The sequence below is a fragment of the Citrobacter sp. EC_71 genome (assembly GCF_019584005.1).
Taxonomy (GTDB): Bacteria; Pseudomonadota; Gammaproteobacteria; order Enterobacterales; family Enterobacteriaceae; genus Citrobacter; species Citrobacter werkmanii.
Window position 1 is genome coordinate 1 of the sequence record NZ_VDAY01000017.1, and the last position, 15,049, is coordinate 15,049.

Here is a 15,049-nt window from a genome sequence, read left to right on the forward strand (position 1 = left end):
TGTGAAACAATTTATCCTGCCAGAAAAGAGAAAACGGCCCAAAAAAAGGACCGTTCGAATCTCAAAAACCCAGTATCCCGTTCACTCAAAACATCTTAAGTGAACGGTGTTACGCAATTGCGGGGATTTTTTATTCATACCATGCCGGATACGCGCAAGCGCCATCCGGCGTTTTTGTTTACAGCAGATCGAAACGATCCAGGTTCATCACTTTCACCCATGCCGCCACAAAGTCCTTCACGAACTTCTCGTGCGCATCGCTGCAGGCATAAACTTCAGCCACTGCACGCAGTACAGAGTTAGAACCAAACACCAGATCGGCGCGAGTTGCGGTGTATTTTACTTCGCCACTCAGACGGTCACGACCTTCAAACAGCTCTTGTGACTCATCAACCGCTTTCCATTCGTAACGCATATCCAGCAAATTGACGAAGAAGTCAGTGCTGAGTACGCCAGGACGATCGGTAAAGACGCCGTGCTGACTACCATCGAAGTTGGTGCCCAGTACGCGCATACCGCCCACCAGCACAGTCATTTCCGGTGCGGTCAGCGTCAGCTGCTGTGCTTTATCGATCAGCAGTGACTCAGTGGTTGATACGTCAGGGCGAGAACGATAGTTACGGAACCCGTCCGCAATTGGCTTGAGCAGTTCAAACATCTCAATATCCGTTTGATCCTGACGCGCATCTACGCGGCCCGGCGCAAAAGGAACATTGATGCTGACACCCGCAGCGCTTGCAGCCTGCTCCACGCCTACGACACCGGCCAGCACGATAATATCGGCCAACGACGCGGTATGGGCTGATTTATAGATGCCCTCTAACACGGGCAGTACGCGTGCTGCGGTAGCATTCACATCCCAACCACGCTGTGGGTCGAGCGCCAGACGAGCGCCATTCGCGCCGCCACGTTTATCCCCACCGCGGAAGGTTGATGCCGAAGCCCACGCTACCGATACCAGTTCGCCCACGGACAACCCGGAAGCCGCAATGGTCGCCTTCAGGTTAAGAATATCTTCTTCGCTTGGGTTGAAGAACGCATGCGGCAACGGATCCTGCCAAATCAGATCTTCTTTTGGCACTTCCGGTCCGATGTAACGCGCTTTCGGCCCCATATCGCGGTGCGTCAGTTTAAACCACGCACGGGCAAAGGCTTCGTTGAACGCCTGCGGATCATTGAGGAAACGACGAGAGATCTTCTCGAACTCAGGATCGAAACGTAGCGTCAGGTCGGTGACCAGCATCGTCGGCTTGCGTTTTTTCTCAGGATCAAACGGATCGGGGATAATCTCCGGCGCATCCACCGCTTCGAACTGGATAGCACCAGCCGGACTGCGAGTCTGGACCCACTCATATTTGAACAGGTTCTCGAAGAAATAGTTGCTCCACTGGGTCGGCGTTTGCGTCCAGACCACTTCCAGGCCGGAAGTAATCGCGTCTGCACCCGCGCCACTACCATAGCTGCTGGCCCAGCCTAAGCCTTGCGCTTCAATCGGCGCGGATTCAGGATCGGCCCCAACATGGGAAGCTGCTGCTGCGCCGTGGGTTTTACCTAACGTATGACCGCCGCCAATCAGCGCCACAGTTTCTTCGTCGTTCATTCCCATGTTACCGAAGGTCGCGCGAATCGCCGCGGCCGCAGAAAGCGGTTCGCCGCTATGATCCGGCCCTTCCGGGTTCACATAGATAAGACCCATTTCGGTTGCGCCCAGCGGCGCTTTTGCCAGTTCTTCCGGGTGACGGTGGGTCAGCCAGGCTTTTTCATCACCCCAGTTTACGTCGAGATCCGGTTCCCAGACATCTTCACGACCCGCGCCAAAACCGAAGGTACGGAAGCCGGAGTTTTCCAGCGCCACGTTGCCCGCGAGGATAAACAGGTCGGCCCAGGAGATTTTCTGGCCATATTTCTGCTTGATTGGCCACAGCAGACGACGCGCTTTATCCAGGCTGACGTTGTCCGGCCAGGAGTTCAGTGGTGCAAAACGCTGTTGTCCGCGACCCGCGCCACCGCGTCCATCGATGGAACGATAGGTCCCTGCCCCGTGCCATGCCATACGGATAAACAAACCGGCATAAGAGCCCCAGTCAGCAGGCCACCACGGTTGAGATTCGGACAGAAGGGCTCTGAGATCCCCTTTCAGGGCAGAGTAGTCAAGTTTGCTAAATTCTTTGCGGTAGTCGAAGTCCTCACCCAGCGGGTTCGAACGATTGGAATGTTGGTTCAAAAGATCAACGCGGAGTTGATTAGGCCACCAGTCGCGGTTACTTCTTCCTGCTCCCGCGCTGTGATCCGGCCCGCCCTGATGGAAAGGACACTTACCGGCAGTTGATGCGTTCTGGCTATCGTCGGACATGCTCATCTATATGCTCCCTTTACAGTGTTATGACTACGATATACACCACCAAAGATTAGATATAGTCGAAATAACCCACAGATTCGATAGCCAGATCCTTTTATATTTTTAGTTACAGAGATGTAGATCAAAATGATCAATAAAAACCCCTCCGCAGAGGGCTGACGTACTAATTATGCCGGTCTTACTCCCAGCGTGTGACAAATTGCGTAGCTCATTTCGGCACGATTGAGAGTATAGAAATGGAAATCTTTCACCCCTTCGCGGCTGAGAATTTTCACCATATCCATGGCAATGTTTGCGCCCACCAGCTTGCGGGTTTCCGCATCGTCATCCAGGCCAGCAAACATAGTCGACATCCATGCCGGAATGCGGACGTTGGTCATGTCGGCAAATTTTTTCGCCTGTTTAAAGTTAGATACCGGCAGGATGCCCGGAATAATTTCCACATCGATACCCGCAGAAACGCAGCGATCGCGGAAACGCAGATAGCTTTCTACATCGAAGAAAAATTGGGTGATCGCGCGGTTCGCACCGGCATCAACCTTACGCTTCAGGTTCAGCAGATCGGCCTGAGCGCTCTTCGCTTCCGGGTGCACTTCCGGGTAAGCCGCAACGGAGATATCAAAGTCCGCAACGTCTTTCAGCAGAGTCACCAGGTCAGAGGCATACATATCCGGTTTACCGCTTCCTGGCGGCAGGTCACCGCGCAGGGCAACAATATGACGAATACCGTTATTCCAGTAGTCCTGAGCAATAGTGCGCAGCTCATCGCGGGTCGCATCAATACAAGTCAGGTGCGGTGCCGCTTCAAGCCCGGTGCGCTCCTTAATCCCTTTAATAATGCTATGCGTGCGGTCGCGCTCACCAGAGTTTGCACCGTAAGTGACTGAAACAAACTTCGGCTTCAGGCTGCTCAGGCGATCGATAGAGTTCCACAGGGTTTGCTCCATTTCACTGGTGCGCGGCGGGAAAAATTCGAAAGAAACGTTAATCTGCCCCTGTACTTCGGCCAGACTCTGATTCAGCACTTCCCGCTGGTTGGCGTGAAAAAAGCTCATACCTTACCTCATCAATCTTTTGTCGTTATATGTTGTGTTGTGAACTGCTATACGTTTAGACGTCTAGATGTAAAAATGACGGAAAAGCACGCTGGCGTCAACACAAAAATCATCGTTAAAGGTGAGGAATACTCAGTCAACGTGAAAAAAATTCACATCAACCTGAAAGACCGAGGGATTGGTTCGCAACCGTCTGCAACCACTGCAACGTTGCTTCGCTCTCAGGCAGCATTACCAATCCCACGTGGATACGTAATGCGGAATCGGTAAGCGGCAGGAATATCACGCCCTGACGCTGGATAGCGGAAAAGGAGGCCGGGAGTAAACTCAGACCGTCGCCATGGGCGATCCGCGCCAGCAGCACGTCATGTTCCAGCGGCTCTTCAATACAGGCGGGAGAGTAACCGGCGCGACGAAAAATATGTCGGGTGTAATCAAAAAAGGCTGGGTTCCGTTCGCGTTTAAACCAGAACAGTGGCCGGTGGTTCAGCGTCGTTAATGAGAGTGACGGCAGGCTCGCCTCTGGCCAGATCGCGGGTAATGCGGCAATCATCGGCTCTTGCCAGCCAAGTTGCATAGCGGTAAGCCCAGGAGTCTCAAGCGGTAACGCCACCAGCGCTGCATCCAGTTTTCCCCGACGAACCTGCCGCACCAGCTCAGGCGAACCATGACGAACAATATGTAGTTTCTCCGTACACCCGTGTAGCTGCGATTCAAGCGAAGCAAAAACACCTTGTTCAAACGCCGTACTTAGCCCCAGGCGCAAAGAGTGCTCCCCAGCTTGCGCTAACTGACTCAACGTCGCGCAGGTTTCTTCGTACATCGTCAGCAGCGGACGCACTATTTCCAGTACGCGCAGACCATCTTCCGTCAGCGTCAAACCACGGGTATGACGGACAAAAAGCGTCATCCCCAGACGTTCTTCAAGCTGGCGAATATGGCGACTCAGCGGCGGCTGCGACATAAATAAACGCTGCGCCGCTCGGCTCATATTGTTCTCTTCCGCCACTACGGAAAAGTAACGCAGCAGGCGAATATCCAGAGTGTGCAAAGGCGATGTTGTCATACCGAAAAGGTATCACGGAAACGGTATTATCCCAATCATTCTGCACGCTTTATCCTCAGACCATATACCAGACAAATGAGGAAGAGATTATGCATTCAGAACGCTTTATTACCGGTCAGAAGATGCTGCAAAAAGTGGATGGTAAAGGGGGCGATGCGGTCGTCGAAAGTCTGCAAGATATTGCGCCAGACTTCGCCCGCTACCTGCTCGAATTTCCTTTTGGCGACATCTATTCAAGACCGGGTCTGGATTTACGCAGTAGAGAGATTGCTACCGTCGCGGCGTTAACGGCGCTGGGTAATGCCGCCCCGCAATTGAAGGTGCATATTGGCGCAGCATTACACGTAGGCTTAACGCAGGATGAGATCGTCGAAGTGATTATGCAGATGGCCGTATACGCTGGCTTCCCCGCGGCACTCAACGGCTTGTTCGCCGCAAAAGAGGTGTTTGCCTCCCACAGAGGCTAAAACAACAGGCCAGCGGATTGTCTGCTGGCCTGAACGTGTTACTTTTTCACATCTTCCACACGCATGCCTTTCAGTTGCTCATCCGTCAGCGTATTTCCCGCTTTGAAATAATCAACCACGGCATTAGAGACATAGTAACCGCCGGATGTATTACGCGCGGTGCCTTCGGTGAATGCCGTAAAACCATCACCGCCGTCTGCCAGGAAGCTATTGGTGGCAATGTGATAAATCACAGCGTCCTCAATTGGCTTACCGTTCAGCGTCAATACGGTGACCCGTTGGCCAACCGGTTTGCTGCTGTCGTACTTCATCTCAAACCCTTTGGATACCTGCAGTACGCCGTTGCTTAAACCCGCGCCGTGCTCCATCAAACTACGCAGTTGCTTACCGGTAAGATCCATCGTAGACAGCTCGTTCGGGAACGGGAAGGTACTAATAACTGCGCCCATCGTAATAGCACCTGACGGGATTTCATTACGAATGCCGCCTGAGTTGGTAAGCGCTAACTGGGTATCTTTACCCGCCGCAGCCAGTAATGCATCCGCCGCCAGATTCCCTAACGAGGAGGATTCCCCGTAAGCACGCGTCAGCTCAACCGGCGAGTTGGCAACCGTCTGTTGCACCACTTCATCAAGCTTTTTATTCCAGCCATCAATCACCTGTTTCGTCTGCGGATCGGGTTTCCACTCATCGGCGTAGATAGTCTTTAGCTCGAAATTCTTCACGGTAAATTGATGCGGTTTTTGCTGGTAATCCAACACCAGTTTACCGACATCAATACCGCCGCTGTCGGTGGAGAGAATTAAGGTATTACCGACTTTAATCGGCTCTGGCGTGCCCACATGCGCATGGCCGGTGATCAGGATATCCAGGCCATGCACCTGACCTGCAGTCTGGATATCTTTATCCAGCGCACGACGCACATCTGTACTTCCCTGGCTGGACTGACGCGCCGGTGTACCTTCGTGGATCAACGCCACCGTCAGATCCACTTTGCCTTTCAGTTCATCGATATAGCGTTGCAGCCACTTCACCTCATCTCGCGCCTCAATGCCCACGCGCGTCGAAGCAGAAACCGTATCATCAAAAGCAAACACGCCGTGCAGGCCAATAACGCCAATCTTCACGCCATCTTTTTCAATGATGGTCCAGGGCTTATCCCAGAACATTTTGCTGCTGTTCTGGTAAAAGATATTGCCCTGCACAATGGGGAATTTCGCCTGACTCAGTTGCAACAACGTATTATCCCATCCGTGATCGAACTCATGATTACCCATAGTGACGGCATCGAAGTTCATCGTATTCATGATATCGATAATCGCCTTGCCCTTTGTCAGGCTGCTGATGTACGGCCCGGTGAAGTAATCACCCGCGTCAAAGAACCAGGTCGCGCTATTTTTCGCTTTTTCCTGCTTCACCATCGTCGTGATATTGGCCCAACCGCCAATATCGCGTGTGCCATTAGCAATCCACGGGACTTTATAAGGTTCGACGTGGGCATGGAGATCGTTGGTATAGATAATCGTGACGTCTTTCGCTGACGCCCATAACGGCAGCGATACCAGAACACCGACAGCAAGCATTTTTAACTTCATAATCAATCCCTTTCAGTCATATAAAGAATCGCTACGTTACGTTCTGAAAGGTTTTTTTATGTGAGAAGACTCACACCCATCGGTAATAGTTGCAGGGCAAAATCAACGACCATTGAAAATCGTTGGTAATGCGATGACTTCTCTGTTCACCATCAACTGCTGCAAGTCTTTTGGCTGCAAAAATCTGGGGCTGGCAAACTCAGTTGATTACAGCTGGCCCGATTACCGGCTGGGCTACGCCGCCCTGCACTGCCGGGCATGCGGAAGTTATCCCCCGCTGTTTAACGCTGAACATTTCCGCGAGTGGTTGGCCGCCTGTTTTACACATTTTGCAATTAACAGCGGTCTTTTTTGCCCAAATTGCTACCAGCGGGAACCAATCCGTTATGGACATAACCCACAGGGAACCCAGCGCGTACAGTGCCGGAGCTGTAGAAAAGTCTGGACCCCCAGACAACCGCCATCGACGACTATTGATCCGCCAGAACAAATAGTGACGGTGCCGCTTATCGTCCCTTTTCAGGGCGCAAGTGCAGATCAGAAACTTTATGTATTACTCAGTTTTGATGCTATTCGCGGCAATATTTTGCATATTTCCAGCAACTTCTCCCCTCATTCTGTTGGCGAGTCATTAGTTTACCGCTGGCGCGGGACGGTCGAGGCCACAGCGAATCATGACGATGTTATCCAGCGTGTAAATCAGCGAGAAACGCAGTTTTTACGCCGTAGCCAGTTTGACGAAATTCAGTACGGCAGCGCGATGCTCAAACGTAACGCCAGCGGTGAGATTTTACGCCCGGTCATTACCGCGCATGGGCATTTCCGCGTCCTGAGCCATCTCTGGCCAACGATTAAAATGCACATCATCGCCCACGAATGCTTTCTGCGCGGCGCTGTGATTACCGCATGGTCGGAACAGTTTCGCGAACATCACACCTCGCTTTGGTTTGTGGATGAAGAAATGGGTGACGATCAACACACCAGGTCCTGGCAATTACTGGGCAAAAGTTATCAGGGATGGTGGCAAAACCAGTGGCAGATTTGGCAACAGAGCAACAGGCGTAAAATGGTGTGTTTGTTAACGGAGGGACAGGTTGAAAAAGGGGCCTCGATAACCCTGAGGGCAAGTCATCATTTTATCGCCTGGCTACAGCAACAGCCGGAATTTCGGGATAGCGCCCGTTACTCGGCCCATTCGGTGTTTCAGACGATAAGGACGCTGACGGAGAAATACAACACCCTAATCACCCAGAGCGATTTGCCCGGTGGCGCTGCCGCTTCCCGGGCCTACGGTTGGTGTCATAGCCAGGCCGGATAAGCGTAAACGCCATCCGGCATCGCAAACTACAGCAACTGCGCCAGGCGGTTGATGTCGGACTGAATGGCTCCGGCAGTCACATCACGACCCGCACCCGGCCCACGAATCACTAGCGGGTTATCGCGATACCAGCGGCTTTCAATGGCGAAAACATTATCGCACGGCAACAATGCCGCCAGCGGGTGCTCAGAACGTACCGCTTCAACACCCACACGTGCTTTACCGTTAGCGTCAAAACGCGCCACATAGCGCAGCACCAGCCCCATTTCACGCGCCGCTTCCAGACGCTGCACCATCTGCTCGTTCAGTTCATCGCCATTTTCAAAGAAATGGTCAATAGAGCCTTCTTCACAATGCGCAGGCACCAGCGACTCCACGCGAACCTGATCCGGCTCGATGTCGTAACCCGCTTCACGCGCCAGAATCACCAGCTTACGCATCACATCCTTGCCGGAAAGATCCACGCGCGGGTCTGGTTCGGTCAGCCCCTGCTGCCACGCCTGATCCACCAGGTCGGTGAAAGGCACCGTGCCATCAAATTGCAGGAACAGCCACGACAACGTGCCAGAGAAGATCCCGCTGATCGACAGAATGGTATCTCCGCTATCAATCAGATCGCGCACGGTATGGTTGATCGGCAAACCTGCGCCCACAGTGGCGTTGTACAGCCAGTGACGACCGGTTTTTTCAAACGCATCATGAATTTGGCGATACTTATTACTGCTGCTCGCACCTGCCAGTTTGTTGGCGCTGATAACATGGAAACCGTGACTGGCGAAATCCAGATATTGATCCGCCAACTGCTCGCTGGCGGTTACGTCCAGCACCACTAAATCATCATACGGGTGGGCGCGCATCCACAGGAACAACGACTCTTCATCCTGTTCCACTGCCTCATCATCAAAGAAAGCCAACGCGCGGCTGGCATCCAGCCCTTCATAATTCAGCAAGCTACGGCGGCTATCAACCACGCCTGCCAGCACGAACTCTAATCCGGTACGCGCCGAGAGCGTACTTTGCTCACGGGCGAATAGCTCCAGCCAACGTGATCCAATATTCCCCTTCCCGAACAACACCAGGCCAATACGTTTTTCCGCGCGGAAAATTGACTGATGCAGACCTTGGATCAGGCTCTCCGTCGGTCCAGTACGCAGTACGGCGACCAGGCTGATGCCCTCCTCCGACTGCCAGGTGAATTCGACCGGTTGTCCTTTCAGTTGCTGCCAGAAGCGGTGGCAGTGCAGCGGGTTACGGGTGACGCCCGCCCCGACCATCGCCACCAGCGCCAGCCCTTGACGCAGACGCAGCTCTCCCGGCAATCCGGCCTCATCAAGAATTCTCAACGCGCCGTCAGCGACTTCGGAGGTATAGCAAAATTGCAGCAGTTGGCGATCGGGATGCACACCCACCGCCAGCGGACGCACCTGGGTGCGTTTTAAAATCTGGTCGACCTCTTTGTGGGCCAGCTTAAAGTCCTGACCGGTGGGAACCTGAAACTCAATCAGGCAGACGTCGTCATGACTGGTCACGATACGCGCCCCGGTCCCGGAAGCCAGCACGCGTTCAATACGCGTTGAACCTTGCTCCGGCGTATAGCTACAACGCAACTGGAGATCAATATCACTGCCGGAAACCGGCTGTAAGGTACGGGCATGGAGGACCGGAGCCGCCAGACGCGCCAGTTCGCTGGCTTCATCCAGACGCAGCAGCGGTAGCAGACAGGCATCTTTCACTTTACGCGGATCCGCGCTGTAAACCCCGGCGACATCGCTCCAGATAGTTACGCGGGAAACCCCGGCCAGCGCGCCAACCTGCGTCGCCGAGTAGTCAGAACCATTACGCCCCAGCAGTACCGTTTCACCGGCGTTGCTACGGCTAATAAAGCCGGTAACGACCAGGCGTTTACCCGGATGTTGCGCCAGCAGTTGCTGCAGCAATGGGTAAGAGAGACCTTCATCCACCTGCGGCTGAGCGCTACGCTCCGCACGTAAAAAATCGCGCGCATCCAGCCAGGCCGATTCCATACCTTGTTGGTTAAGGACGGCGGACATCAAACGCGCCGACCATACCTCACCGTGTCCGACAACTTCAGCATAAACGGCATCGTTCACGCCGCTGTCGAGTAATCCGGCCAGACGCTCCAGGTCGTGAATAAACGCACCGATCAGGCCGTCGGCCACTTCTGGTGGTAACAAACCGCTAATCAGCTCGCTCTGATAGCGACGTAACGTCTGCTGAACCTGATGCGCAGAAAGACGATCGGTCTGGCTTAACTTCAGCCAGCTAATCAACTGGTTAGTGGTGCTGCCTGCGGCTGAAACAACCATCATGTCATCAGGCTGCGAGTACTCCGCCATAATGCCTGCGACACGCAGATAACATTTCACATCAGCCAGACTACTACCACCAAATTTGTGCAGTTGACGACCCTTCGCCCCTGCCTGCGCAATCACACTCATGTTTACCCCTTGTTTGCAGCCCGGAAGCCATTTTCCAGGTCGGCAATTAAATCTTCGCCATCTTCAATACCGGTGGAGATACGCAGCAGCGTTTCCGAAATCCCTGCTGCCGCGCGCGCTTCTGGTGCCATTCCCGCGTGTGTCATGGTTGCAGCGTGGGAGATCAGACTTTCAACGCCTCCTAACGATTCCGCCAGCGTAAACAATGACAGCCCGCCAAGGAAGCGACGCAGCGTTTGCTCATCGCCATCCAGTTCAAAACTCAGCATCGCGCCAAAGCCTTTTTGCTGACGCGCGGCAATCTCATGCCCCTGATTATCCGGCAATGACGGGTGATACAATTTTTTCACCAGCGGCTGCGTTTGCAGATAATCAACAATCGCCTGAGCATTACGTTGCGCCACCTCCATACGCGGTGACAGAGTACGTAGGCCGCGCAGCAGCAGATAACTATCAAACGCGCCGCCGGTCACGCCAATATTGTTCGCCCACCACGCCAGTTCAGTGACCGTTTCCGGATCTTTCGCTATCACCACGCCAGCCACCACGTCTGAGTGACCGTTTAAATATTTCGTGCATGAATGCAACACCAGATCGGCGCCCAATGCCAGTGGATTTTGCAGTGCCGGGCTTAAAAAAGTGTTGTCTACCACGCTGACTGCACCAGCTTCACGCGCCAATTGACAGATTTTCGCAATATCCACCACGCGTAGTAGCGGGTTGCTGGGGCTTTCTACCAGCACCAGCTTCGGTTTTTCCGCCAGCGCCGCCTGCAATGCCCGCTCATCGCCTTGATCGACAAACAGTACGCGATAACAGCCACGCTTTGCCAGACTGTCAAACAGGCGATAGCTGCCACCGTAACAGTCGTGCGGCGCGACCAGCAGATCGCCAGGTTTCAGGAATACCGTCGTCACCAGATGAATCGCCGACATACCGGTATTGGTGAGTACCGCGCCCGCGCCACCTTCCAGTTCTGCCAACGCGCGCTGAACCACATCGCGCGTCGGGTTACCGCGGCGTGAATAGTCATGGGCGCGAGGTTCATTAAAACCGGTAAAGTTATAGGTACTGGAGAGGTGAATCGGCGGGACAACGCAACCGTACTGTTCGTCGTCATTTAATCCGCTACGCACTGCGATGGTGGCCTGTTTACGCGTCATATTGAGGAGATCCTGGCTGAGTCGGTGAAAAGTCAGGCACCAGATTAATCATAGTTACAATAGACGTCAATACATCTGGACATCTAAACTTCTTTGCGTATAGATTGAGCAAACCGCAAATAGCCGTTAAAATTATATGCATTAGCGTACATCCGCGTCGGCTTACTTCGTGTCAGGGCCGCGCCACTACGATAAACTACGCGCAATTATGGTCCGGGCTCAGGTTCTGGCCTCAATATTAATGACGAAGAGGATTAGGTATCTCATGGCTGAATGGAGCGGCGAATATATCAGCCCATACGCTGAGCACGGTAAGAAGAGTGAGCAAGTAAAAAAAATTACGGTTTCCATTCCTCTGAAGGTGTTAAAAATCCTTACCGATGAACGCACGCGTCGTCAGGTGAACAACCTGCGCCACGCCACCAATAGCGAACTGCTGTGTGAAGCGTTTCTGCATGCTTTTACCGGGCAACCACTACCCAACGATGACGACCTGCGTAAAGAGCGCAGTGATGAAATCCCGGAAGAAGCAAAGGTAATCATGCGTGAACTGGGTATCAACCCGGAAACGTGGGAATACTAATTGTTGAAGAAAGATGAAAGAAGGCGGGATTGCTCCCGCCATCTTTCACAACGCTACTTACTAATTCCATTGAGTTTATTCAATGTTTCTTCCATTTTGAGCGTTTCTTTACGGTTCAATGGATAGCAATAAATCAGAATGACCGCCGCCAAAAACAGGCACAAAGCCGGCAGGAGATTCGCCATCGTATAAATATTTTCCTGCACGATGCTGGTTTGCACAGCCCCACCCGTTGAGGAAGATTGATAACCAATGATGGCCAGCATAAAGCCGCCAATAGCCCCGGCGCACGCCTGACCAACCTTGCGGGCGAAGAAGTTCACGCCATAAACGGTACCATCCTCACGATCGCCAGTGACATACTGGTGATAATCACAAACATCAGTCATAAACGCCCATATCATCAGGTTGAATAACCCCGCACCCAGCGTCGCCAGAAACAGGAAAACCAAATAGACTTTCGCGTCGGTAATGTGGACGAAGTACATAATCAGATACATCGCTACCGCAAAGAGCAACGCGCCTACACTTGCTTCTTTTTTACCAAACCGCTTCGTGAGCCAGGATGCCGATGGCGCCAGCAAAACCAGAGAGCCAAAGGTAAACAGCAATGCAACGGACATGGCCTCTTTGTTATGGAAATAGTCATTAAACAGGTAGGTCATATTGGTCCCGGACAACCCCTGATTAATCACAATCAGCAGATCCACCACAACCAGAACAATCAGTGCCTTGTTGCGTAACAACCCCTTCAGTAACACCGACACGGGCATGCTCTCTTTTCTCTCCACACGCACGCGTTCCGTCGTTAGCTGACAGGTTAGGGTTAAAAAGATAAAGCCCAGCACTGCGCAACCAATGGCAATCCAAAAGAAATGCTGCCCGGAAATCACCTGGCTTCCGTCCACCAGGGTGGTGTACATCAGAATTGGAATAAAAAAGCCGGTTGCCCCGCCGCCGATGGCAGACCCAACGCTGCGCCAGGTTGAGAGCGAAACACGATCTTCCGGGTTCGAGCTGATCGCCGCAGACATGGCACCATACGGGATACTGACCGTCGATAACAACGAACCGTAGATAAAATAGGAGCAGCAGATGTAGATAATTTTCGCCGTATAAGAGAAATCATTCACAAATGGCAGGAACAGGACGACCGCAATGATGCAGAAAGGATACTTCATACGGCGCACCCACGGGTTAAACCGTCCATGCACCGTTAGTTTAGAGGTATCACATAAACGCCCTACGCCAACATCGACAAACGCATCAAAGAGTTTGGTCACAAAATAGAGCGAGCCAACAATAACGCCGGAAATACCGAGTACGTTAGTGTAATAAATCATTAGAAAACTGTTCACCAACCCAAGAATAAAACAGGTTCCGAGGTCACCACACAAATAACCAAATTTATCTCTTAATCCGAAAGGCCTGACAGCAATACTTTGATTACTTCCGATTATAGTTCCATCATTAGACATGATGTCAACTCCTTAGACTCATTATTCACGCAAACTATATGTATATACCGATGCTCAGCGTAATAAACCGCAATGAAGAGTATTAATGGTCAGAAGTTATAACCGAGACCGACACGATAACGAGTCTGGCGATCGTCTGTGGTGGTGGTGTTATAACCGGAGGAAACGTTACCCACCTCAACAAATGGAATCCAGGAACCTATTTTATAAGCCACACGGAAGTTATATTCATAATCGTCTTTGCGGTTGTTATATAAATCTTCGCTATCGGCAATTTTATAAATACCGTTAAGCTCAAACATCCAGTCATGAATGTTATAACCGAGCCATGCTTCCGGACGATAGACCATGCGGTCATCCTTGCCGTCAGTGTTTCTGCGCATGTACTCCTGACGATAGCGGAACGCAGTCCACCAGTTGTCATTGATATTGTACTGTACACGGATATAAGGTTTATAAATCGTGATGTTATCGCCCGTTTCAATCGCAATACCCGGCTGCCAGATAAGATCCCGCCAGGTAAATTGGTAGCTTGCCGTATACTCGTTGCCATTACTTTCCATATTATTCCACGCATCATTAGATTGCGTATCTTCGGAACGTGAAATGGCTTCAACGGCCACACCAAAACCAGTCGCAAAACGATGAGACATATAAACACGATCGTAATTACGCCCATCGTCATAATATTCATGACGATAATCAACATAACCCGCTTGCGCGGCCACAGAAAATAATGGAATCAGTAATAACGCAGATTTAAATTTCATGACCATCCCTCTTCACACTAAATCAAGGAAATTACCCATCTCGTTCCGTCCATTAATGGGAAACGATGAAGGATTAAGAATAATTTTATATTTCGACAAAAGTGTATTTTAGAAAGAAAGCAGAAACCTTTGGTATTTTGCCAACAATTAGCATGAGTGGCAAAAACCAGAAGATAAAAAGGACGCAGATCACCAGTAGAAACATTTTACCTAAAAAATAAAAACACTGTTTTATTTATTAAATAAAAGACACTATTCAACACATCAATATAAATTTCAGTCTTCAGGCGCAGATACAAAAAAAGCGCCGTAAGGCGCTTTTTTCTGACAGCTGAAACTTACTTGCTGCCTGGGATGCTGAAACGCTTGTTGAAGCGATCAACACGGCCACCGGTAGCAACATCACGCTGCTTGCCAGTATAGAACGGGTGGCACTTGCTGCACACGTCGAGGTTCAGATCGTGACCGACAGTAGAGCGGATTTTAATGACGTTACCGCAAGAGCAGTTTGCAGTAATTTCTTCGTATTTCGGGTGAATATCTTTTTTCATGGGAAAACCTCGGTTTAAGGCCGCGTCGCTCTTCCAGCCCTAACGCCAGACACCACGCGATGTTAATTATTCCCCGTCACCTTTCACACTGCATCAACAGCTTGAAATTCTCGGGTAATGGTCATTGTTTGACGCAATCAATTTGCATCAAAGGCGGCGAATCATACAGAAATTAACCTGCTCAT

Annotated in this window: 12 protein-coding genes; 3 read left to right on the plus strand and 9 right to left on the minus strand. The window is 51.7% G+C overall.

Annotated features, from left to right (window positions below):
* Window positions 1-178: 178 nt before the first annotated feature.
* From katG to FHD02_RS17480, 3 genes are all read right to left on the minus strand, one after another.
* Window positions 179-2,359 (minus strand): catalase/peroxidase HPI, encoded by a 2,181-nt coding sequence (gene katG / locus FHD02_RS17470; protein ID WP_042313364.1) that lies wholly within the window; start codon window positions 2,357-2,359, stop codon window positions 179-181.
* Between the two features lie 167 nt (window positions 2,360-2,526).
* Complete coding sequence (gene metF, locus FHD02_RS17475) at window positions 2,527-3,414, minus strand: methylenetetrahydrofolate reductase (protein ID WP_220394133.1); 888 nt, start codon at window positions 3,412-3,414, stop codon at window positions 2,527-2,529.
* A 157-nt stretch (window positions 3,415-3,571) separates the two neighbouring features.
* The gene (locus FHD02_RS17480) at window positions 3,572-4,480 is read right to left on the minus strand and encodes a LysR family transcriptional regulator (protein WP_042313366.1); all 909 of its coding nucleotides are present in this window, start codon (window positions 4,478-4,480) and stop codon (window positions 3,572-3,574) included.
* An 89-nt stretch (window positions 4,481-4,569) separates the two neighbouring features.
* Between FHD02_RS17480 and FHD02_RS17485 the strand changes: the two genes are divergently transcribed.
* Complete coding sequence (locus tag FHD02_RS17485; protein ID WP_087856665.1) at window positions 4,570-4,947, plus strand: carboxymuconolactone decarboxylase family protein; 378 nt, start codon at window positions 4,570-4,572, stop codon at window positions 4,945-4,947.
* A gap of 38 nt (window positions 4,948-4,985) precedes the next feature.
* Here FHD02_RS17485 and FHD02_RS17490 read toward each other — a convergent pair whose 3' ends face one another.
* Window positions 4,986-6,542 (minus strand): bifunctional UDP-sugar hydrolase/5'-nucleotidase, encoded by a 1,557-nt coding sequence (locus FHD02_RS17490; protein ID WP_137359878.1) that lies wholly within the window; start codon window positions 6,540-6,542, stop codon window positions 4,986-4,988.
* A gap of 133 nt (window positions 6,543-6,675) precedes the next feature.
* Between FHD02_RS17490 and FHD02_RS17495 the strand changes: the two genes are divergently transcribed.
* Window positions 6,676-7,860, plus strand: coding sequence for a cytoplasmic protein (locus tag FHD02_RS17495; protein WP_137359877.1), 1,185 nt, complete (start codon window positions 6,676-6,678; stop codon window positions 7,858-7,860).
* A gap of 26 nt (window positions 7,861-7,886) precedes the next feature.
* Here FHD02_RS17495 and metL read toward each other — a convergent pair whose 3' ends face one another.
* Both metL and metB read right to left on the minus strand, forming a co-directional pair.
* Window positions 7,887-10,319 (minus strand): bifunctional aspartate kinase/homoserine dehydrogenase II, encoded by a 2,433-nt coding sequence (metL, locus tag FHD02_RS17500; RefSeq protein WP_042313376.1) that lies wholly within the window; start codon window positions 10,317-10,319, stop codon window positions 7,887-7,889.
* 2 nt (window positions 10,320-10,321) lie between these two features.
* On the minus strand, window positions 10,322-11,482 hold the full coding sequence (gene metB / locus FHD02_RS17505; protein WP_042313378.1) for a cystathionine gamma-synthase: 1,161 nt from the start codon (window positions 11,480-11,482) through the stop codon (window positions 10,322-10,324).
* Window positions 11,483-11,747: 265 nt separating this feature from the next.
* Between metB and metJ the strand changes: the two genes are divergently transcribed.
* Entirely contained in the window at window positions 11,748-12,065 is a 318-nt protein-coding gene (gene metJ, locus FHD02_RS17510) for a met regulon transcriptional regulator MetJ (protein ID WP_003825168.1), read from the plus strand.
* Between the two features lie 53 nt (window positions 12,066-12,118).
* On the opposite strand, the gene FHD02_RS17515 is transcribed toward metJ, so the two are convergent.
* The 3 genes from FHD02_RS17515 to rpmE form a co-directional block, all read right to left on the minus strand.
* Entirely contained in the window at window positions 12,119-13,543 is a 1,425-nt protein-coding gene (locus FHD02_RS17515; protein ID WP_137359876.1) for an MFS transporter, read from the minus strand.
* A gap of 89 nt (window positions 13,544-13,632) precedes the next feature.
* Entirely contained in the window at window positions 13,633-14,313 is a 681-nt protein-coding gene (locus FHD02_RS17520) for an oligogalacturonate-specific porin KdgM family protein (RefSeq protein WP_110496307.1), read from the minus strand.
* A gap of 338 nt (window positions 14,314-14,651) precedes the next feature.
* On the minus strand, window positions 14,652-14,864 hold the full coding sequence (rpmE, locus tag FHD02_RS17525) for a 50S ribosomal protein L31 (protein ID WP_003028810.1): 213 nt from the start codon (window positions 14,862-14,864) through the stop codon (window positions 14,652-14,654).
* Window positions 14,865-15,049: the final 185 nt, after the last annotated feature.